24 protein-coding genes are annotated in these 20,449 nt (G+C 70.3%); 12 read left to right on the top strand and 12 right to left on the bottom strand.

Annotated elements, in window-relative coordinates:
* The 3 genes from CRP55_RS33585 to CRP55_RS33595 form a co-directional block, all read left to right on the top strand.
* Nucleotides 1-367 (top strand): RICIN domain-containing protein (locus CRP55_RS33585; RefSeq protein WP_143234914.1); only part of this gene is annotated, 367 nt, incomplete at its 5' end.
* 33 nt (nt 368-400) lie between these two features.
* The gene (locus CRP55_RS33590; RefSeq protein WP_097325517.1) at nt 401-1,750 is read left to right on the top strand and encodes an extracellular catalytic domain type 1 short-chain-length polyhydroxyalkanoate depolymerase; all 1,350 of its coding nucleotides are present in this window, start codon (nt 401-403) and stop codon (nt 1,748-1,750) included.
* Between the two features lie 131 nt (nt 1,751-1,881).
* Nucleotides 1,882-2,499 carry a TetR/AcrR family transcriptional regulator gene (locus tag CRP55_RS33595; protein WP_097325519.1) on the top strand — a complete coding sequence of 206 codons (618 nt, stop codon included), beginning with the start codon at nt 1,882-1,884 and terminating at the stop codon, nt 2,497-2,499.
* Nucleotides 2,500-2,666: 167 nt separating this feature from the next.
* Here the strand turns inward: CRP55_RS33595 and CRP55_RS33600 are convergent, their stop codons facing one another.
* The 3 genes from CRP55_RS33600 to CRP55_RS33610 are packed head-to-tail and all read right to left on the bottom strand — an operon-like array spanning nt 2,667 to nt 5,473.
* Nucleotides 2,667-3,458, bottom strand: a complete 792-nt coding sequence (locus tag CRP55_RS33600; protein ID WP_097325520.1) for an alpha/beta fold hydrolase — start codon at nt 3,456-3,458, stop codon at nt 2,667-2,669.
* 34 nt (nt 3,459-3,492) lie between these two features.
* Entirely contained in the window at nt 3,493-4,914 is a 1,422-nt protein-coding gene (locus CRP55_RS33605) for a dihydrolipoyl dehydrogenase family protein (RefSeq protein WP_097325522.1), read from the bottom strand.
* A 1-nt stretch (nt 4,915) separates the two neighbouring features.
* Nucleotides 4,916-5,473: a hypothetical protein gene (locus CRP55_RS33610; protein WP_097325524.1), complete on the bottom strand. Its 558-nt coding sequence runs from the start codon at nt 5,471-5,473 to the stop codon at nt 4,916-4,918.
* A 153-nt stretch (nt 5,474-5,626) separates the two neighbouring features.
* Between CRP55_RS33610 and CRP55_RS33615 the strand changes: the two genes are divergently transcribed.
* Both CRP55_RS33615 and CRP55_RS33620 read left to right on the top strand, forming a co-directional pair.
* Complete coding sequence (locus tag CRP55_RS33615; RefSeq protein WP_097325526.1) at nt 5,627-6,226, top strand: TetR/AcrR family transcriptional regulator; 600 nt, start codon at nt 5,627-5,629, stop codon at nt 6,224-6,226.
* A gap of 78 nt (nt 6,227-6,304) precedes the next feature.
* A complete protein-coding gene (locus tag CRP55_RS33620) occupies nt 6,305-6,487 on the top strand; it encodes a response regulator transcription factor (protein WP_097325527.1) in 183 nt (60 codons plus the stop codon).
* A gap of 210 nt (nt 6,488-6,697) precedes the next feature.
* On the opposite strand, the gene CRP55_RS33625 is transcribed toward CRP55_RS33620, so the two are convergent.
* Nucleotides 6,698-7,234, bottom strand: a complete 537-nt coding sequence (locus tag CRP55_RS33625; RefSeq protein ID WP_097325529.1) for a TetR/AcrR family transcriptional regulator — start codon at nt 7,232-7,234, stop codon at nt 6,698-6,700.
* A gap of 72 nt (nt 7,235-7,306) precedes the next feature.
* On the opposite strand from CRP55_RS33625, the gene CRP55_RS33630 reads away from it, so the two are divergent.
* Nucleotides 7,307-8,353 (top strand): aldo/keto reductase, encoded by a 1,047-nt coding sequence (locus CRP55_RS33630; protein ID WP_097325530.1) that lies wholly within the window; start codon nt 7,307-7,309, stop codon nt 8,351-8,353.
* A 207-nt stretch (nt 8,354-8,560) separates the two neighbouring features.
* Here the strand turns inward: CRP55_RS33630 and CRP55_RS33635 are convergent, their stop codons facing one another.
* The 4 genes from CRP55_RS33635 to CRP55_RS33650 form a co-directional block, all read right to left on the bottom strand.
* Entirely contained in the window at nt 8,561-9,121 is a 561-nt protein-coding gene (locus tag CRP55_RS33635; protein WP_097325533.1) for a hypothetical protein, read from the bottom strand.
* A 321-nt stretch (nt 9,122-9,442) separates the two neighbouring features.
* Nucleotides 9,443-9,742: an EthD family reductase gene (locus CRP55_RS33640; protein ID WP_179855443.1), complete on the bottom strand. Its 300-nt coding sequence runs from the start codon at nt 9,740-9,742 to the stop codon at nt 9,443-9,445.
* A 129-nt stretch (nt 9,743-9,871) separates the two neighbouring features.
* Entirely contained in the window at nt 9,872-10,891 is a 1,020-nt protein-coding gene (locus tag CRP55_RS33645; protein ID WP_218854758.1) for a GNAT family N-acetyltransferase, read from the bottom strand.
* Nucleotides 10,892-10,930: 39 nt separating this feature from the next.
* On the bottom strand, nt 10,931-11,797 hold the full coding sequence (locus tag CRP55_RS33650; protein WP_097325535.1) for a CE1 family esterase: 867 nt from the start codon (nt 11,795-11,797) through the stop codon (nt 10,931-10,933).
* 132 nt (nt 11,798-11,929) lie between these two features.
* On the opposite strand from CRP55_RS33650, the gene CRP55_RS33655 reads away from it, so the two are divergent.
* The 3 genes from CRP55_RS33655 to CRP55_RS33665 are packed head-to-tail and all read left to right on the top strand — an operon-like array spanning nt 11,930 to nt 14,178.
* Complete coding sequence (locus CRP55_RS33655) at nt 11,930-13,144, top strand: DUF8581 family protein (protein WP_097325536.1); 1,215 nt, start codon at nt 11,930-11,932, stop codon at nt 13,142-13,144.
* A 58-nt stretch (nt 13,145-13,202) separates the two neighbouring features.
* Nucleotides 13,203-13,583: a hypothetical protein gene (locus CRP55_RS33660; RefSeq protein WP_143235082.1), complete on the top strand. Its 381-nt coding sequence runs from the start codon at nt 13,203-13,205 to the stop codon at nt 13,581-13,583.
* A gap of 7 nt (nt 13,584-13,590) precedes the next feature.
* Nucleotides 13,591-14,178: a DUF8581 family protein gene (locus tag CRP55_RS33665; protein ID WP_097325538.1), complete on the top strand. Its 588-nt coding sequence runs from the start codon at nt 13,591-13,593 to the stop codon at nt 14,176-14,178.
* A 4-nt stretch (nt 14,179-14,182) separates the two neighbouring features.
* On the opposite strand, the gene CRP55_RS33670 is transcribed toward CRP55_RS33665, so the two are convergent.
* Entirely contained in the window at nt 14,183-14,884 is a 702-nt protein-coding gene (locus CRP55_RS33670; RefSeq protein ID WP_097325539.1) for an alpha/beta fold hydrolase, read from the bottom strand.
* Nucleotides 14,885-14,979: 95 nt separating this feature from the next.
* Nucleotides 14,980-15,813 (bottom strand): helix-turn-helix transcriptional regulator, encoded by an 834-nt coding sequence (locus CRP55_RS33675; RefSeq protein ID WP_097325541.1) that lies wholly within the window; start codon nt 15,811-15,813, stop codon nt 14,980-14,982.
* Nucleotides 15,814-15,900: 87 nt separating this feature from the next.
* Between CRP55_RS33675 and CRP55_RS33680 the strand changes: the two genes are divergently transcribed.
* The gene (locus CRP55_RS33680; protein WP_097325542.1) at nt 15,901-16,737 is read left to right on the top strand and encodes an oxidoreductase; all 837 of its coding nucleotides are present in this window, start codon (nt 15,901-15,903) and stop codon (nt 16,735-16,737) included.
* Here CRP55_RS33680 and CRP55_RS33685 read toward each other — a convergent pair.
* Complete coding sequence (locus CRP55_RS33685; RefSeq protein WP_097325543.1) at nt 16,724-17,335, bottom strand: HEAT repeat domain-containing protein; 612 nt, start codon at nt 17,333-17,335, stop codon at nt 16,724-16,726. The genes CRP55_RS33680 and CRP55_RS33685 overlap by 14 nt on opposite strands.
* A 131-nt stretch (nt 17,336-17,466) precedes the next feature.
* Nucleotides 17,467-18,951, bottom strand: coding sequence for a DHA2 family efflux MFS transporter permease subunit (locus tag CRP55_RS33690; RefSeq protein WP_097325545.1), 1,485 nt, complete (start codon nt 18,949-18,951; stop codon nt 17,467-17,469).
* A gap of 121 nt (nt 18,952-19,072) precedes the next feature.
* Here CRP55_RS33690 and CRP55_RS33695 point away from each other — a divergent pair, with 121 nt between their 5' ends.
* Together CRP55_RS33695 and CRP55_RS33700 are read left to right on the top strand one after the other, a co-directional pair.
* Nucleotides 19,073-19,699 (top strand): hemerythrin domain-containing protein, encoded by a 627-nt coding sequence (locus tag CRP55_RS33695; protein WP_218854759.1) that lies wholly within the window; start codon nt 19,073-19,075, stop codon nt 19,697-19,699.
* A complete protein-coding gene (locus CRP55_RS33700; RefSeq protein ID WP_097325547.1) occupies nt 19,696-20,448 on the top strand; it encodes an AfsR/SARP family transcriptional regulator in 753 nt (250 codons plus the stop codon). Before CRP55_RS33695 ends, CRP55_RS33700 begins: the two co-directional genes overlap by 4 nt.
* Nucleotide 20,449 lies beyond the last annotated feature (1 nt).

Genomic DNA, 20,449 nt, shown 5'->3' on the forward strand with positions numbered 1-20,449 from the left:
CCGCATCCTCGGCGCCCAGTCCGGCCGGTGCATCGACGTGCCCGGCGCCTCGCAGAACAACGGCACCCGGGTCCAGCTCTACGACTGCAACGGCCAGGCCAACCAGACCTGGACACTCACCTCGAGCAAACAACTGACCGTCTACGGCTCACGATGCCTGGACGCCGCCGGCTCCGGCAACGGCTCGGCCGTGCAGATCTACAGCTGCAACGGCCAGGCCAACCAGCAATGGAACGTCAACACCAACGGCACCATCACCGGCGCCCAGTCCGGACGGTGCCTCGACGTCTGGGGCACCGGCAACGGCCAGCAGGTCCAGATCTACGACTGCAACGGCCAGGCCAACCAGCGGTTCGCGCTGAGCTGACCGAGCCGGCACCCGTCGTCGAAAGAAGGCTTCATGAAGCGCCTCCTGACCATCCTGCTCACGGCCGGCACGGCGCTGGTCGCCGGTCTCGCCGCGATCCTGGTGTCCGGTTCCCCGGCGATGGCGGCGAGCCTGACCCGGGTCACCAACTTCGGCACCAACCCGACCAACCTCAACATGTACATCTACGTGCCGGCGAACCTCGCGCCCCGGCCGGCGCTGCTGGTGCTGGTGCACTACTGCAGCGGTTCGGCGAGCGCTGTCTTCAACGGCAACGGCCACGACTACGTCACCGCCGCCGACCGCTACGGCTACATCATGGTGCTGCCCGAGGCCACCCGTAGCGGCGGCTGCTTCGACGTGTCGACCGCCGCCGGGCTCCGGCGCAACGGCGGCAGCGACTCCACCGGCGTCAAGTCGATGGTCGACTACGCCCGCTCGCAGTACCCGGCCATCGACCCCACCCGCATCGTGGTGTCCGGGTTCTCCTCCGGCGCCATGATGACCAACGTCCTGGCCGCCCAGTACCCGGACGTGTTCAGCGCCGGGTCGGCCTTCTCCGGCGTACCGGCCGGTTGTTTCGCCACCAGCGACGGGTCGATGTGGAACAGCCAGTGCTCCGGCGGCACCGTCATCCGCACGGCCCAGCAGTGGGGCGACACCGCCCGCGCCATGTACCCGGGATACACCGGCGCCTACCCACGCATGCAGCTGTGGCACGGCACCACCGACACCACGCTCTCCTACCCCAACTTCGGAGAGGAGATCAAGCAGTGGACCAACCTGCACGGCCTGTCGCAGACGCCGGCGTACACGGACCACCCGCAGTCCACCTGGACCCGGACCCGCTACGGTGCCACCGGCACCCAGGCGACCGTCGAGGGGATCAGCATCTCCGGCGTCGGCCACCAGCTTCCGATGAGCGGCCAGATCGCGTACGCGGTCTCCTTCCTCGGACTCGACCAGCCGTCGACCCCACCGACGTCGACCCCGCCACCCACGGGAGGCGCGACCGAGATCGTGGGGACCCAGTCCGGCCGGTGCGTCGACGTCCCCAACTCGTCGCGCACCAACGGGACGCGGGTGCAGCTCTACGACTGCCACGGCCAGGCCAACCAGCGGTGGACCTACACGGCGAGCAAGCAGCTTCAGGTGTACGGCAGCATGTGCCTGAACGCCGCCGGGTCCGGCAACGCGTCGGCGGTGCAGATCTACGCCTGCAACGGCCAGAGCAACCAGCAGTGGAACGTCAACACCAACGGCACCGTCACCGGCGTCCAGTCCGGCCGCTGCCTCGACGTGTGGGGCACCGGCAACGGCCAGCAGGTCCAGATCTACGACTGCAACGGAAAGCCCAACCAGCAGTTCACGCTCCGGCCATAGCGCTCTCCTGCGAGGGCCAGATCCCCCGGCCCGAGTCGCGTTCGTTGTCCGGGTGCGGGCGCCGGACGTCTCGTGCGCCAACTAACATTCGCGAACTTTAGACCGAACGTTCTACCCGCTACGATGGTGGCATGACGCGCGGCACAACCGACACTCGAGCCTCAGAACCGCGGACCTCCGAGGCCCGGCAGCGACTTCTCAGCACGGCGACCCAGATCTTCTACGCCGACGGCATCCACGCGGTCGGCGTCGACCGGATCATCGCCGAGGCCAAGGTCACCCGAGCCACGTTCTACCGGCACTTCCCCAGCAAGGACGACCTGGTCGTCACGTACCTGCAGGAAGTGCACCAGATGGACCGCGGCGCCATCACCGCGGCCATCGCGGCTCACTCGACGGCGGCCGACTCGCTGCTGGCCATCGCGGACACCATCGCCGCCGGCATCAAGCGCCCGGGGTTCCGCGGCTGCGCGTTCCTCAACGCCGCCGCGGAGTTCCCCGACGTCAACCATCCCGTGCACCAGCAGATCATCGCCCACCGGCAGTGGTTCCTGGACACCCTCACCACGCTGATGGCCCAGGTCGCGGAGGACTCGTCGGACGCCGCCGCCCGCCACTTCGTCATGCTGCGCGACGGCGCCATGGCGGCCGGCTGCCTGTTCGACCCCGACCTGGTCGTCGACACCTTCATGCGCGGCATCGAGGGCCTGGTCCGCATCCACGGCCAGCGCGAGCAGGCCACCCAGTAAGGGCCGACCGGCGCGCTCTGCACCCGCGTCTGGTCCTCCAGCACGGCGGAAATCCGACGCTGTGTGGATGAGCCGCGACGACGGCGGTCCGCTCCGGGGGGCACCGAGCGGACCGCCGCCTCCTTCACGCCCGGGACGCGGGGCTCACGCACGTCCGGGCGCGAAAGTCATCGCGAGGCCTGCTCGATGATCTTCGTGACGGCGTCGGGCCGGCTGAGCATGACCGCGTGCGACGCGTTCACCTCGGTGATCCTGGCGCCGGCACGGACGTCCATCTTGCGCTGGAGGTCCGGGTTGATGGCCTTGTCCTGACGGGTCAGCAGCGCGTACGACGGGATCTTGCGGAAGCCCTCGGTCGCGCTGGCGTCGGTGACCGCCTTGGTGTTGGCCGGGCGCTGAACGGTGGCCAGGTTGGCCGCGTCGTCCTTGTTCAGGTCGCCGGCGAACGCCTCGCGGAACTTCGCCGGGTCGATGATGACCTCGGCGCCCGCGGGCACCGGGGTGGTGACCAGCGGCAGGGCCGGGGTGGACTGGGCGGCCAGCTCGCCGATGGTCTCACCCTTGACCGGGATGAAGCCGGCGATGTAGACCAGCGACTTCACGTCCGGTACGGCGGTGGCGGCGTTGGTGATGACCGCGCCACCGTAGGAGTGGCCGACGAGGACCTTCGGGCCCTTGATGGTGGCGAGGTAACTGGTCACGTAGGCCGTGTCGCTGGTCAGGCCCTGGATCGGGTTGGCGATGGCCTGGACCGGGTAGCCGTCGTGGCGCAGCCGCTCGATGACGGGGTTCCAGCTGGACGAGTCGGCCCAGGCTCCGTGCACGAGCACGATGGTCGGCTTGGCCGGCTTGGTGTTCTTACCGGAGGTCATGGCGGCGGCCGGAATGGCGGCCGCACCGAGCAGGGCGAGAGTGGTGGCGCCGACGACGGCGGCACGCCGGGTGAGATGGATTCGCATGGCAGATCGAACCTTTCGATTGTTGGCCGGCCGCTCAGCGGCCGTAGGTCTCCAGGAGGCGCAGCCAGACCTCGCTGACGGTCGGGAACGCCGGGACGGCGTGCCAGAGCCGGTCGATCGGCACCTCGCCGACAATCGCGATGGTGGCGGCGTGGATGAGCTCGGCCACGTCCGGGCCGACCAGGGTGAAGCCGACGATCACCTTGCGGTCCTCGTCGACGACCATCCGCGCCTGACCCTGGTAGCCCTCGGCGTGCAGCACCGAACCCGAGACGGCGCCCAGGTCGTAGTCGATGACCCGGGTCCGCAGGCCGGCCTTCTCCGCCGCGGCGGCGGTGAGGCCGACCGAGGCGACCTCGGGCTCGGTGAAGACGACCTGCGGCACCGCGCGCTCATCGGCGGTGACCGCGTACCTGGCGTACGCACCGGTGTCCACCGGCTCGCCCTTGGCCCGGGCCACGATCGCGTCACCCAGCACCCGCGCCTGGTACTTGCCCTGGTGCGTGAGCAGCGCACGCCGGTTCACGTCACCGGCGGCGTACAGCCAATCCCCGGCGCCGTCGACGCGCAGGGCGTCGTCGACCGTGAGCCAGGAGCCGGGCTTGAGGCCGATGGTGTCGAGGCCGATCTCCTGGGTGTTCGGGACCCGGCCGATGGCGACCAGCAGCTCGTCGGCCGCGATCTGCTCGCCGTCGGTGAGCGTGAGGTGCACCGTGCCGGCCTCGTCACGGGTCACGGATACCGCCTCGGCGCCGATGCGGACGTCCACGCCGGCCTCGCGCAGCGACGCGGTGACCCGCTCGCCGGCGAACGGCTCGGCCAGGTGGAGCACGCCGTCACGGGCGAGCATCGTGACCTTGGCGCCGAGGCTCGTGTAGGCGGTGGCCATCTCCGAGGCCACCACGCCGCCACCGATGACGACGAGCCGGCCGGGAACCGCCTTGGCGGAGGCCGCTTCGCGGCTGGTCCACGGCTTCGCCTCGCGCAGGCCATCGATGTCGGGGATCAGCGCGCTGCTGCCGGTCGCGACGACCACGGCGTGCCGGGCGGTCAGCGTGGTCACGGTCTCGTCGGCGCTGTACACCTCGACGACCCGCTCGCCGCTGATCCGGCCCTGGCCGCGGTACAGCTTGACGCCGGCCGAGTCGAGCCAGGAGACCTGGCCCTCGTCGTTCCAGTTCGAGGCGAAGGAGTCACGCCGGGCCAGCACGGCCGCCGCGTCCAGCTGTCCGGTCACCGCTTCGCGGGATCCGGGCACCTGCCGGGCCGCCCGCAGCGCGGCGGTGCTGCGCAGCAGCGCCTTCGTCGGCATGCACGCCCAGTACGAGCACTCGCCGCCGACGAGCTCCCGCTCGACGATGGCGACCGACAGACCGCCCTGGACCGCCCGGTCGGCGACGTTCTCGCCGACGGGCCCGGCGCCGATCACAACGACGTCGTACGTCATGTTGTCCATGTCAGTTTTCCTTTGCGGTACGGCCGAGCCGGATGGCGGCGATGAGGAAGAAGACGGCGCCCGGGATCGCGTAGCCGACCGCGTTGGTCAGGGCGGGATCGGTCGCGGAGGCGGCCGCGAAGAACGACGAACCGGCGAGCACGGAGAGGCCACCGCTGATGATCATCGGCCACTGACCGCCCATCGTGCGGCGGGTGACGCCGACGACCAGCTGGACCAGACCGGCCACGACGGCCCAGGCGCCCCAGACTCGCAGCACCGCCGGGATGCCGGAGGAACCGGCGATGGCCAGGCCGACCGCGGCGAGCAGACTGACCGCGATGTTGACGTACAGCAGGACCGGCGAGCCGGTGGAGCGCGACGATCGGGCGTCGATGACGGCGGCGGCCACGTCGACCAGCGGGTAGATCACCAGGAGCGTGGTGCTGAGCCCGGTGAGCTCGTCGGCGACCGCGAAGGTCACGCCGGCCCAGACGAGGGCGAAGGCGGCCCGGGCGAAGTACAGCCGCCGCAGAGCGGCCGCCGTCGTCGAGATGCCGGGAGCGGCAACGGTGGTCATAGTCATCCTCTCGGTGTTCGTGAGCGAACGGACGTCCGGCGAGGCGCCGGGAACCGACCACCACTCGGAAGAACGAACGTTCTGTCGTGGCTAACCATGACGCCCGGACGCCGCATTGTCAAGAAGGAACGTTCTATCCCGTACGATCTGGAGATGCACCGCAGCGAACCAGAGGGCCGGCAGCCGGGAGCGCGCTCCCGGCTGCTCGAGACGGCCGCCCGGGTCTTCTACACCGAAGGCATCCACAAGGTCGGCGTCGACCGCATCGTCACCGAGGCGCAGGTGACCCGGGCCACCCTCTACCGGCACTTCCCCGGCAAGGAAGACCTCGTCCTGGCCTATCTCGACGAAGCCGATCGCGCCGTCCGCGGCCAGGCCGAACAGGCGCTGGCCGCGGGACTGCCGGCCGGCGAGGCCCTCCGCACCCTCAGCCGGTCGATCGCGGCGACCATCCAGTCACCGGGCTTCCGTGGCTGCGCGTTCCTCAACGCCGTGGCCGAACATCCCGACCCCGGATCGCCGGTGCACCAGGCCGTCCTGGCCCACCGCCGATGGTTCCTGGACACCGCCACGACCCTATTGGCGCCGATCGGGGGCACGTCGGCCGAGCCGGCGGCCCGCCACTTCGTGATGATGCGCGACGGCGCCATGGCCGCCGGCTGCCTGTTCGATCCGACGCTGATCAGCGAGACCTTCCTGCGCGGCGTGGACCGGCTGCTGGAGATCTCCGCCACCCGCGGCCACTCCGGATGAACGCCCGGCTCTCCCAGCTGGCGATGACTTTCATCAACTACGCGCTCGAGCTGACAGTGCCGAGAGGAGCGGGAACCCCTGCGGCTGCTGACCACCGGCCGCTCCCACGCCGAGATCGCTTCCCATCTGTTCATCTCCGAACAGACCGCCAAGACCCACGTACGCCGGGTGCTCAACAAGCAGAAGCTTCGCGACCGCGGACACGCCGTGGACTTCGGCTACGAGAACGGCGTCATCGTCTCCGGCCGGCATCGGCCATGAGGAGTCAGCGCCGGAGACAGAACGGGTGGCCGGCCGGGTCACGCAGGACGCGGAAGCGCTCCGGCTCGGAGCATTCCAGGTTGATCGCTGCGATGCGCGCTATCGGCATGGGCTTCTCCAGGATGCGGAACGATCGGAGCTGACGATGGTCAGGTCCACCCCAAAACGATAGATCACTCTTTTAAGCTGACGACTCGGAGAGCCGGTCGGCTATCCCTTGATGATTGCCATCAGGGCCGCGGTGAAGGGTGCGGGGTCCAGGTCGCCCCGGACCGCCAACTGCTGGCTGTAGCTGACGCACAGGGCCACGACCCCTTCCGCGATCTGCCGGGCCTGCGGGCGCCGGGAGTCGGGCACCAGCTCGGCGATCGCTGCCCGCATGGCGGCGAGTTGGCGCTGCACAACCGCCGCCAGCTGCGGCGACACCGCCGCTTCGGCGTAGATCTGCGCGACCAGCTTGGCATGGTCGGTGTCGCGGGCCCGGCTGCGCACATGCTCGAGGAAGCCCGCCACGGCCTCGGCGGTGAGCGCTCTCGGCAGGGCTTCGGTCCCCTGCTCGCAGACGGCGATGACGATTTCGTCCCTGCTGGCGAAGTACCGGTAGACGGCTCCGTTGGACAGCCCGGACTCGGCGATGATGTCGGCCATCGACGTGTGGGCGAAGCCGTGGCCGGCGAACCGGGCACGGGCGGCATCCACGATCTGCTGGCGGCGAGCGTCGAGGTGAGCTTGGCTGACCCTGGGCATAAAAGAGCATCTCCTCTTTTTTCTGCTACGGTCGGGAGCCTACCTCACCCCCACCGACCTCCAGGAGCTGCCATGCGCTACCAGACCTTCGGCCGCCGGACCGGGCTGCGCGTGTCCGAGTACGCGCTCGGGACGGCGAACTTCAGCAGCTCGAACACCGGCGCCGGGCCCGAGGCCTCGCGACAGATCTTCGAGGCCTTCGTTGCCGCCGGCGGCACCACGTTCGACACCTCGAACATCAACCAGGACGGGCAAGCCGAATCCGAACTGGGCCGCCTGCTCGGGCGTCAACGGAACGACTTCGTGGTGATCACCAAATACAGCGGGACACGGCAGGCCCAGCCCCGCCCCGGTACGACCGGCAACAGCCGCAAGATCATGGTCCGTTCCCTCGAAGCGAGTCTGCGCCGCCTGAACACCGACTACGTCGACGTCTTCATGCCGCACTTCCCGGACGGCGTCACACCGATCGAGGAGATCCTGGCCGGGCTCGACGACCTGACCCGCTCCGGAAAGATCCTGCACGGCGGCCTGTCCAACTTCCCGGCCTGGCGGGTCGCCGGCGCCGCCGTCCGGGCCGACCTGCGCGGCCTGGCCCCGTTGGCCGGCATAGAGACGGAATACAGCCTGGCCGAACGATCCGCCGAGCGGGAGCTGCTGCCGATGGCCCAGGCTCACGGTCTGGGCGTCGTCCTTTACTCCCCGCTGGCCGGCGGACTGCTCACCGGCAAGTACCGGCAGGGCGAACAGGGCCGTCTGAGCGCCCGGGGCGACGCGCTCGAGGGCACCGCACAGCGCACCGCCGTCCTCGACGCCGTCCTGGCGATCGCCGGCGAGCTGGGCGTCAGCGCGGTCCAGGTCGCCCTGGCCTGGCTGCGCCGCCGGGCCGCGCCGGCCCCCACGGCCCTGATCCCCATCGTCGGCCCGCGCACCCTGGCCCACCTCGAGGAATACCTGAAGTCGCTGCACCTCGAACTCAGCGACCAGCACTACCGGCATCTCGACGAGGTCAGCGCGGTCCGGCCCGGAACCCCACACGAGGACGTCGCCGCCGCGCTCAGGAACGGCTTCGACGGCGACCGCACCCTGCTCGACGCTCATCCGGCTCCGGTCGCCTGAGACGTCAGCCGGCGCTTCTCGCTGACGCCCCCGGTCAACACCCTGCCGGTCAGCGGCCGTACGTCTCCCGCGGCTGTACTCATCGGCATGGCCGAAGCCGCGATCGACGCGCTGATCGCTCTGGCCGGTGGGATGGTCCTTCGCCTGACCCCGACAACGCCTCGGCGTTTGCGTCCGCTCGAAGTCCTCCACCGGGCCGGATCCTTCTTAGTCGGCCTTGGCGGCTCGACCGAGGCGGAACGCCGCGATGAGGAAGAAGATGGCACCGGGGATGGCGTAGGCTGCGGCCTGGTTCAGCACCGGGTCGTCGGCGCCGGCGCTGATGACGAAGTTCGCGCCGGCCAGCACCGAGATGGCACCGCTGATGATCATCGGCCACTGGCCGCCCATGGCACGGCGACGAAAGCCGACGGCCAGTTGAACCGCACCGGCCACGATCGCCCAAGCGCCCCAGACCCGCAGCATCGCCGGGATGCCCGAGGCGGCGGCGACACCGAGGCCGACGGCGGCGAGCAGGCTGACGGCCATGTTCACGTACAGCAGCGTCGGCGAGCCGGTCGACCGCGACGAGCGCATGTCGTAGATGGCGGCACCCACGTCGAACAGCGGGTAGAGCACGAACAGCGTCACCGAGAGAGCGTTGACGTCCTTGGCGGTGGCGATGGTCACGCCGGCCCAGACGATGGCGAAGGCGAACCGGACGAAGTACAGCCGCCGCAGCGCGGACGCGGTCTGCGAGATGCCGGGCGAAGCAGCAACAGTGCTCACGGGAGACCCTTCATGGCGAGCAGGAGATCGAACGTTCTGTCGTCACGAGGGTGGCGTCCGCAAGAACCCTTGTCAAGACGGATCGTTCTATCTGCATCGCTTCGACTGACGGTTGGCGTTGCTGCCGAGCCGGACGAGCATGGCGATCTCACCGGTCATCGCGCACCACATTGGAGGCACGGAGGGGAACCTCGCCGAGGAAAAGGACGCAGACCAGCGATCGGGGCGAGCGGCGCCGCGGGGCGGGCCGGGACGTATACGAATCCGGCTCGGTCATCCCGCTGACGGTGACCGAGCCGGAAGCCGGGGCAGGGCCCGCGTCTACTCGATGTCCGAAAAGAGACCGGTGATCTCGACCTGCGCGCCCTGGAGACCGCCGAAGACGGCGCCGGCGGCCGGCGTGGCGACGGCGGCCGACGCGTCCTCGTAGCTGGCGAAGTAGAGGTCGAGGGTGCGGTACGCGGGGGTGGCGGTGCCGTCCTCCTTGGGCCACACCTTGGCCGACTCGACCCGCTGGAGCTTCGGGAACGTCTCGGCGGCGGCACGCACGCCGGCGTAGACCTTCTCGAACTCGTCCGGGTCGGCGGGGTTGCCGATGACAAGCGTGATCTTGGTGGGCATGGCCTTCTCCTTGCGCAGAACGAACGTTCTCTCCTTCCGAACGCTAGCAATCTCGAGTCAGGTCGTCAATACCGATCGTTCTGTCTTTAGCGATGGGCCGGCTCGACTCCGAGGTTCCGCTGCTTTCGCTCAACGGCGTCGCATGACGAAGTCGACGTGGTGGAGCGTGTCCCCGATGAACTCGCCGAACGCGTAGAAGCCGGAATCGTCGAGATAGTCGATCCGGTCGCGGTCGAGCCAATAGCGCCCGGTGTAGGCATGCCGGCGGCCACCGCGGGTCTCGTCGTACCGGCCGTTCGCCATCAGCTCCTGATGCAGCCAGTCGTTCTGGTCGATCCACACACCGGTGCGCTCGCCTCCGGGATCGGACGGCCGGGCCAGCGGATCGCCGTCGCGTACGACCAGCCGCCCCTGGGACAGCAGCGCGCGGACGTCGTAGCGGCCGATCACCACGCGCCGCCACCGGGTGCCCGGTTGGGGCGCGATCCGTTGCGGCACGAGCAGCAGGTCGGCCGGCATGCCGGGCTCGACCAGACCGATCACGTGCCCCTCGGGGCCTGGAACTACGGGGACCAGCGCCAAGCCCGTACCGTCAATTCTCTCGCCCTCGGGACCAGCGCCGCCGACGACGCCGGCGGCCACGCGGAGGTCGGTGACCTCGGTCCCGTTCGGGCCCTGGATCCGCACATCGGTGAAGAGCGTCGCGGCGAGGGACTTGGCGAAGAACACCCGGTCGAAGCCCTGCCGGCGCTCGCGGTGCGTCTCGTGGAAACCGCGCCGTGGATAGTAGGACAGGTTCTCGGTCATGGCCCGGTTGGTGCACAGCCGCACTTCGGCCAGCCCATGCGCCCGGGCCTGCTCCTCGGCGAACGTCAGCAACCGCCGGCCGACGCCCGCGCCCTGCGCTTGCGGCTCGACGGCCAGGGTCTCCACCTCGAGGTGATCGTCGGCGACGAGCAGCTGCACCATGCCGACGGCCCGGCCGGCGTCGACGGCGACCCAGCAGCGGCCCCGCTCGACGAGGTCGGCGTAGTCGTTGTCCATCGGCATGGGCCGCCGGCCGATACGGGCGATGTAGCGCGTGAACGCCAGGTCGACCAACCGGCGCACGTCGGCGACGTCGGTGGTTCGGGCAAGCCGTACATCCATGGAAGGTCTCCTCGTGCTGGGGATCGCCCGTGGCCGGCTTCACTGACGTGCGGGCTCGGAGATGGTGAAGAAATCGTCGACCATCTGGGCGGTGTGCACATCCTGGTTGGTCCTGCCCATCACGGCGGGGGCCTTGGCCGGCCCCGGGATGGTGTGGCCGCCGCCGTGCACGGTGTACAGCGCCACCGTCGGGCGCCCGGGCTCGCGGTATTCGGTGCGCTCGACCGAGGTCGCGGCGTCGGCGGCCGGCAGATTCGTGGTGGTGGGCGGTGCGGTGATGCCGTTGCGGCCGGCGAAGTAGGCCGCGGTCTCGGGCGCGGACAGGCTGCGACCTCCGACCTTGAAGAGCTTGCGCGCCCACCAGCTGAACTGCCCGCCCTCGTACTTGACGATCGGGTCTTTCGTGCCGTTGATGAGCAGGACCGGCATCGGCGCGGACGGCGCGCCGGCGAGCAGGAAGCTCTCGGGCGCCGGCATGGTCGCGGCGATCACTGTCGCTCCGGCGATCAGCGCCGGGGCCTCGTGGGCCAGGCGCATCACCATTTGGCCGCCGTTGGAGTAGCCGATCGCGTACACCTTCGCGGGGTCGATGCCGTGGCTGCCGGCCAGCTTCTCCACCAGCGCCCGGGTGAAACCGACGTCGTCGATGTTGTCGGCGCGGGCCGGGAAGGCGCTCTCCCGCCGGGCGTCGTTCCAGTTTCCCTTGTACCCGTCCGCGTAGACGACCACCGCGGCGCCGCCCTCGGCCAGGGCGTCGTAGGCGCGGCCGGTGAACTCGCGGTGCTTGGCCCCGCTCTGCCTCGAGCCGTGGAAGACGAGGACGAGACTCCGTCCGGGCTCGCCCTCCGAAGGACCGATGATTTCGTACGTCCGCCGGGTTCCGTTCACCGTGATGCCGTCGCGCATGACCGCCTCCTGAAGGGATTATCTATCCGTTCTCCACGATAGCAGGATCGGATTAGTTATCCGCTACAGCGGTGGGCGGCTTCTTGACACTGGAGTGGACAACAAGCGGGGAGCGCGGCCTCATGGAGGGCGATGAAGCGACTCTTCGAGGATCTGCTCACCATCGAGGTCGACATCGTCCTCGAGGAGCGTGACCGCGGCGACGAAGCGCCGGACGCCGATCGCGCGCTGCTCGAGATTGCGCGTGCCTACGACGGCTATCTGCGGAATGAGGCGGCGGACCTCGACGCCCGGCGCGGGGCCGGGGATCCGGGTGCGTTCGCGGCCCTGCGGGAGCGCGCGATGCGGGCCGAGGCCGCTCATCGCCGCCTGCGGGGTGCGGATCGCGGGCAGGCGGTGATTCTCCAGCGGATCCATCGCAACTGTGACCAGATCGTGGGGGCGCTTTCGCGGGGGCGCCCGTTCGCCGCCGAGGACGTCGTCCGGATTCGGAAGATCTGGGAGATCGGGGTCGACGTCATCGTTCTGCAGACCGTCGTCCAGCTCGACGGTGATGTCGTCACCCGGGTCAGCCCCGGCGGGCCGGCCCGGCTGCCGGCGCTGCACGAGCTGCATCAGGCGAACGTCCGGGCCGCCGTCGAGTGCTGGCAGGCCCTGTTCGCGTTGCTCGCGCATGTCACGGCCGGGACGGTGCGAAGCTATCTGGCCGTGGTGATCAGCAGCCGCCGCTGGCACCGGAAACCCACTGTCGGCGACCTCCGCACGTTGGCCGCCGCCTGCGCCGAGCTGCGGGACGAGCTGTTCCGTCGCGGTGGCGCCTCCGTCACCACGACCTATCCGGCCGGTGCCGGGACCGCCATCCGGACCGTGATTCAGCCCGACGGGGACCTGGTGTGCCATGTGGACTGCGACCTGTTGCCACAGGACAGCGCGCTGTGGGGCGTGCACACGGCCGCCGTCCGGGAGTTCACGGCCAAGGTTGCCGGCACCGTGCGGCGGATCGACGCGCTGCTGAGCCGGGCCGGGGTGGCGTTGCCGGTGGCGATCGCGAGTGTCGTGGCCATCGGCACCGGACGGGCGTGGGGTGCCGTCGCGGGCTTCGCCTTCAGCGTGGCCGCCGTCGGCGCCGCCAACATCAGGGATGCCGTGCTGACCACCGACCCGGACCGGGGCCTGCTGGCCCGGTGGAGTGCCCTCACGATCGGCTGCCTGTCCGCCGGCCTCCTGGGGGTCCGGGCGGGCGGCCTCTTCGATCTGCTGGTCTTCGCGTTGTCACTGGTGCCCGGCCTGTTGGTGAGCTGGGGTCTACATTGGGCGTTGCGGCGATATCTCGGCCTGCGGTTATAACGTCGGCCATCCGACCTGCCTCTTGATTTGATCACACAAAGAAATGACGCTCGACGCCGTGACGATTGACGACAAGACGCCGAGGCGCGCCGGCCAGGACCATTCGCGCGACATCATTCCGAAGATCATTGAGATGTTCAACGAATTGACCGAGATCAAAGTGGTCACGGTTGTGGGAAAGGTACAGGTCGACCTCGCGGAGAGCGACGGCCGGACGGCGACCAAGGTCACCACCCCCGAGCCGCCTACCGACGCCCTGGTCACCATCTTCGACCTGACCGACGGCGACGTGACCAACGTGATCTCGCCGGAGCTGCGGGACGACGAAGCCCTGCGGGCCTACCACCTGCAGCAGGTCGATCGGAGCATCCAGGTGCTGCCGGCCCATTTCAAGACGCTGATCGACGCGGCCGAGACGATCATCAACCACAAGTGGTGACGGGCAGGTGCTCGAAGACGTTCTCAACATCGAGATAAACGTCATCAGCAAGCCGGGCATGACCGGCCGCAAGATGCCCGAGTCCCATTTCGCCCTGCTCGACATCATCACCGAGTACAACTGCGAGCTGGACCGGGAGGGAGTCTCCGAGGTCGTCCGGGCCGACACGTTCCGCGGCCTGGCGCTGGTCGCCGAGCTTCCCCTAAAGATTCCGGACAAGGCGAAGCTCGTCATCCGCAAGCGGATCTCCCGCAACTGCGCGGCGATCGAGCGCATCCTCCGGCGGGATGAGGTCGCCGCGGCGGTCGGGACCGGCATCGGGTTCGACGCGGGTCCCGACGTTCACCTGCCGCTGAGCATGGACGAGGTCCTCGTCGTGCGGAAGGTGTGGGAGGTCGGCGTCGAGTCGATCATGATTCAGACCGTGGCCCAGCTCGACGGCGACATCGTCACGCGTCTCGACCCGGCTCACGTGTCCACCACGGATTCGCCCGTGCACACCGTTCACCGGGCCTCCGTCGAGACCGCCTACCAATATTGGCGTTTCCTCATCGAGACCGCCGTGCAGTTCGGCGGCCGGCTGCTGTCACGCTAGTTGGTCAGGCCGCGGCGCGCAGGATCGCGTCGGCGACCGGGCCGGCCTGCGAGACCGTCAGCGCGTGGCCGGCGCCCGCGATCTGCTCCGCCGTGACCGCACCGGCCCGCTCGGCCATGAACCGCATGGCCTCGGCCGGGATGTTCCTGTCGGCGCCGCCCCAGAGGTGCCAGCTCGGCACGGACCGCCAGGCCGGCGCGCCGACGAGACCCGCCGTGAGCGCGGCCTCGGCCACCGGCCGCTGCGTGGCCGCCATCAGCGCCGCCACGGCCGGGTCGACGTCGGCGGCGAACTGCTGTGCGAACTTCGCCGTCTCGATGCTCAGCTCCACGCCACCGGCCGTCAGCGGCCGCGGAACGACCGCGTCGCTGAGCGTGCTCCCCGGGAACTTCCCGGTCAGCTCCAGGGCACTCTCCCCCGTCTCGGGCGCGAACGCCGACACGTACACCAGTCCCTTGACCGCCTCATTCCCGCCGGCGGCCTGGGTGATGACCTGGCCGCCGTAGGAGTGCCCGGCCAGCACGACCGGCCCGCCGATCGAGGAGACGACGTCCCGGACGTACGCGGCGTCCCCGTCCAGACTCCGCAGCGGGTTGGCGACGGCGATCGCGGTCACCCCGCGCTCCTCCAGCCGCGAGATCACCCCGTTCCAGCTGGCCGACTCCGCGAACGCGCCGTGCACCAGTACCACGATGGGCTTGCTCATTGCTTCTCCAAGGGGATTCGTCCTGCGCTACCGCACAGTGCCACGCGGCGCCGGCAGCGATGTTCACCGGAGAGTCGTGCGTCACCAGGCGCCGCCTAGATCTCGTTCATCTGCTGAATGCCGATGGCGGCCAGCAGGTCGAGCTTGCCGCGGGCGTCGGTGCCGGCGCGGGGTGTGTAGACGACCAGGCGCAAGTTCGAGCCCTGGGTGGCCAGCACGTTGGACTCCAAGGGGATGTCGCCCACGTCGGGGTGTTCGACGACCTTTGCCGCGCTGTGGTGATCGGCCACCGAAGGCGAGGCCCACAGCTCGTGGAAGCGGGGAACGCGGCGCAGCCGGGCGACGAGGGCGGTCAGAGTGGGATCGTTCGGGTAGCGGCTTGTCGTCGCGCGCAGGTCGGCCACCAGGGACTTCTCGAACTCGGCGCGTTCGGCCGGAGTCTGCCGGGCGCGGCCGAGCGAGCCCAGCTCGAACTGGCGGATGAGCACGTGGCGGTCGTCGGCGGCGAGTGCGCTCGGGTCGCCGAAGACGGCGGCGTACAGCGGGTTCCAGGCCAGCAGGGCCCACGTGGCGTCGTGCACGGCCAGCGGGCTGCCGGAGAGCTGGTCCATGATGCGCTGCAGGCTCTCCGGGATCAGCCGGGGCACCCGCGACGGGTCGGCGGCGTGACCGGCCAGGCGCATCAGGTGGGCCTGCTCCTCGTCGCTGAGCCGCAGCGCCCGGGCCAGGGCCGCGCAGACCTGGGCCGACGGGGTCGGTGCGCGGCCCTGCTCGATGCGCACCACGTATTCGACCGAGATGCCGGCCAGCATGGCCAGCTCGCCGCGGCGCAGGCCGGCGACCCGGCGCGGCGCGTTGGCCGGCAGGCCCACGACGGCGGGTTCTGTTCTGCTCCGCCAGGCCCGGACCGCGGCGCCGAGTTGATTCATGGGTTCCATGGTGCCGCGCGGGCGGGGCCGCTGGGTGGTACAGCTTGTGGCTCCCAGGCCGGTGCCCGGTGGAGCAGGCTGGACGGCATGACCGACACGTTGAAGCTTGCCGACGATCTCGTCCTGTCCCGCATCGGGTTCGGGGCCATGCAGCTGGCCGGGCGGGGTGCCTTCGGGCCGCCGCGGGACCGGGCCGAGGCGGTCCGCGTGCTGCGCACCGCCGTCGAGCTCGGCGTCACCCACATCGACACCAGCGACTACTACGGGCCGTACGTCACCAACGAGATCATCCGCGAGGCGCTGCACCCGTACCCGGAGAGCCTGCGCATCGTCACCAAGATCGGCTACAGCCGGGGTGCCGACGGCAGCTGGAACCCGTCGCCGGACAACCTCCGCGAGCAGGTTCAGGACAACCTCCGGCGGCTCGGGCTGGACGCGCTCGACGGCGTCAACCTGCGGGTCGAGAAGGGCGAGCCGGTGGCCGACCGGTTCGGCGAGCTGGTGGCGATGCAGCGCGAGGGTCTCGTGCGTCATCTGGGCCTGTCGAACGTGACCGCCGAGCAGGTGGCCGAGGCGCGGGCTATCGCGCCCATCGTCTTCGTGCAGAACCTCTACAACGTGGTGCTGCGTGACGACGACGCCCTGGTCGACACGCTCGCCGCGGACGGCATCGGCTTCGTGCCGTTCTTCCCGCTGGGCGGCTTCAACCCGCTGCAGTCGTCGGTGCTGAACGACGTGGCGGCCGAGCTCGGCGCCACACCGCAGCAGACCGCGCTGGCCTGGCTGCTGCACCGGTCGCCGGCCATCCTGCTGATCCCGGGCACGTCATCGGTCGCCCACCTGCGCGAGAACGTGGCCGCGGGCGATCTGAAGCTTCCCGCCGGCGCGCTGGCCCGGCTCGACGGCCTGGCTACGCGCTCCTGACCCGGGCCGCCAGTTCGTCGGCGGCCGAGCGCCACAGCTCCTCGGCGGCGGCCGTGAGACGGTCGAACAGGGCCGGGACCCTCTCCGGCGGGCGCCGGTCGCCGGCGTAGCGCAGAAGGGTGCTGGCCGCGTGGTAGCGGACCAGATATTCGGGGTCGGACACCGCCGCGGCGAGCGCGGCCACGACAGCGCTGTCCGGCGGGAAGCGGGCCAGGGCGATGGCCGCGTCGAGGCGGGCGAACTCGGAGGTGGCCGCGTTCAGCACGCCGACGATCGGACGGGACCAGGACGGGTCGCCGGTGATGGCGTAGAGGGCCTCGGCGGTCCGGATGCGCATCTCGCCGGCGGCGCCGTGCAACGCGCCGCGCAGATAGCTCACCGCGTCGGCCGGAGCCCGCCCGGCCGCGGCCAGCGCCGTGAACGACTGGGCGGCCAGCGGATCGCCGGCGTACAGGCCGGCGCGGAGCATGCGCTCGACGCTGCGGGGGTCGGCGCGGACAGCGGTCAGCAGTCCGGTGAAGTCAGGGCCGTTGTGGTGGACGAGGTACGGGTCACCGAAAACCTCGCGCCGCCATCGTGTCCACTCGTCCGTGCTCATTGATGGACATTATTACCAATGATCCTCGATACGGATCAGCCGGGCCGAAAGATGATCAAGCACATGAAAGAGCCCCGGCCGAATCGGCCGGGGCTCTGACAAAGGGGCTCTGACAAAGGGGCTACGGCAGATCAGTGCGCCATCGCGGGCGGCGCGTCCGGGTCCACGTCGAGCGGGCCGCTGCGGAACATGAACGCCGAGACGACCGCACAGACCAGGAAGAACGCGCACGACCACCAGAACACCGTGTGGTAGCTCTGCAGCTGGGCCTCGGCGGCCAGGGCGGCCGACGGGGCGTGCGAGGAGGCGTAGTTCGTCGCGGCGGTCGCGGCGAACGAGCTGAGCAGCGCGGTGCCGATCGAACCGCCGATCTGCTGCACCGTGTTGATCATCGCCGAGGCGACGCCGGCGTCGTGGTGCTGCACGCCGCTGGTGGCCGCGTTCTGGGTCGGCGCGAAGACCAGGCCCAGGCCGAGGCCGATGATGAGCAGGCCGGGCAGGACGCCACCGGCGTACGAGGAGTCGAGCTGCAGGCGGGTCAGGTAGGCCATGCCGACGGCGGCGATGAGGGCGCCGGCCGGGACGAGCGGGCGCGGGCCGACCTTCGGGGTGAGGATCGAGCCGGCCAGGGTGGCCGACACCATGATGCAGGCGAGCATGGGCAGGAACGCCAGGCCGGTCTGGATCGGGGTGAAGCCGAGGACGGCGGTCAGGAAGTACGTGAGGAACAGGAAGATGCCGAACATGCCGGCGCCGGCGATGCCGATCGCGGCGTAGGAGCCGCCGCGGTTGCGGTCGAGCACCACGCGCAGCGGCAGCAGCGGCTGCGCGACCCGGCGCTCGATGAGCACGAAGGCGATCAGGAAGACGACGCCCACGATGATGGGGATCAGCGTGGCCGCGGCCGTCCAGCCGTCGGTCTCCGCCTTGCCGAGGCCGTAGACCAGGCCGACGAGGCCGATGACGACCGAGACGACGCCCGGGATGTCGATCTTGCCCTTGCCGTCGACCGGCTCGTCCTGGAGCTTCATGAGGCCGCCGACCACCGCGATGGCCGCGATGACCAGGTTGACGTAGAGGCACCAGCGCCACGAGGCGTACTCGGTCAGCACGCCGCCCAGCAGCAGGCCGACCGCGCCGCCGGCGCCGGAGATGGCACCGAAGATGCCGAACGCCTTGCCGCGCTCGGCCGGCTCGGTGAACGTGGTCGACAGCAGCGACAGGGCGGCCGGGGCGAGCAGCGCGCCGAACGCGCCCTGCAGCGCGCGGGCCACGATCAGCATCTCGAGGCCGTTGGCCGCGCCGCCGAGGGCCGAGGCCAGGGCGAAGCCGACCAGGCCGATGAGGAACATCTTCTTGCGGCCGAAGAAGTCGGACAGGCGCCCGCCGAGCAGCAGCAGGCTGCCGAAGGCCAGGGCGTAGCCGGTGACGACCCACTGCCGGTCGGCGTCGGAGAAGCCGAGGTCGGCCTGCGCGGTGGGCAGCGCGATGTTCACGATGGTGGCGTCGAGCACCACCATGAGCTGGGCCATGGCGAGCACGACCAGTGCCCACCAGCGGCCGGAGCCGTGGCCGGCCTCCGGCCGCATGAGGCGTGTTTGGGTATCGGTGGACATGCGCGCCTTCCGTAGCGAGGGATTTCCGTCCCCCTCCGCATCGGCAGGCGGTGGGCCCGGCTTAAGGGCCCGTCAAGTCGCGGGCAAGTGCGGTCGCCGAGACTGCGCGATCGTGAACGACATGACCATGGACCACGAGCTGGTGGCCCTCCACCGGGTGTTCCGCCGCGAGGCAGCCCTGCTGTCGCGTTTCGTGACCGGGTGCCGGCCCGGTGACACCGAGCGCGCGGTGCAGGTCGCCGACGCGGTGCGGCGCTACACCGGTGAGCTGCTCTGTCACCACCGGGCCGAGGATGAGCTGCTGTGGCCGCTGGTGCGGGAGCGGGCCCGCCTCTACGACGAGCTCGTGGGCCGCATGGAGACCCAGCACGCCCGGCTCGAGCAGACCATCCTGGCCATCGGCGACCTTCTCCCCCGCTGGGAGCTGGACGCGGCGGAGGCCGTACGGGACGAGCTCTGCGACCACCTCGCCGAGCACCGGGCCGCCCTCGTGGAGCACCTCGACGACGAGGAGGAGCTGATCCTGCCCCTGATCGCGGAACACCTGTCACCGGCCGAGTGGGAGCAGGTGGCCAGCCGGGGCCTGGCGACGCTGACGCTGGGCGCGATCCTGGAGGAGGCCGAGCCCGACGAGCGCCGCCACTTCCTGGCCAAGGTGCCGCTCACCGGCCGGATGGCGTGGTGGCTGATCGGCCGCCACCAGTACCAGCGGCACGTGTCCCGGCTGCGGGAGCCGCAGCCCTGGTGACCAGCGCGATCACCTTCTCCCTGCTCGGCCCGGTGCGCGCCTGGCGCGACGGCGTCGAGCTGCCCTTGGGCGACGCTCGGCAGCGCACGGTCCTCGCCGTCCTGCTGCTGCGCGAGGGCGCCCGCACCAGCACGAGCGAGCTCGCCGAGGCCATCGGAGATCAATTTCAGGTTCCGGCGTACGTCCACCGGTTGCGCCGCACACTCAGCGGCGGCCCGGTGCAGCTCGTCTGGTTCGGTGGCGGCTACGCGCTGCACGTGCCCTCCGAGTCGGTCGATGCCCGCCGTCTGACCACCCATCTGGCCCGCGCGGACGGGGCCGGGGCCGAGGCGGCTGCGGCCGAGCTCGAAGCCGCGGTGGCTCTTCGCCGAGGCGTACCACTGGAAGGGGTGACCGGAACTTTTGCGGCCGAACAGCGGGAACGCCTCGACGAGATGTGCCGGACGGCCGCGACGCGCCTGCCGGCCGTGCTGCTGGAGTCGGGCCGCTACGAGGAGGCGATCGCCGGGTTGCGGGCGCTCGTCGCCGAACGGCCGCTGCACGAGCCGGGGCACGCGCTGCTGCTGACCGCGCTGCACCGCGCGGGCCGCCGGGCCGAGGCCCTCGCGCATTACCGCACCGTCCGTTACACCCTCGCCACGCAACTGGGTGTCGAGCCGGCGCCGGAGCTGCGGAAGCTGAACCGGATGATCCTGGATGTCGACTACCCGACCGTTTCAGCAGTTCAACGCGGGTTGCCGCCCACATAGG

It is taken from the genome of Paractinoplanes atraurantiacus (assembly GCF_900215205.1).
In the GTDB taxonomy this organism is placed as follows: Bacteria; Actinomycetota; Actinomycetes; order Mycobacteriales; family Micromonosporaceae; genus Actinoplanes; species Actinoplanes atraurantiacus.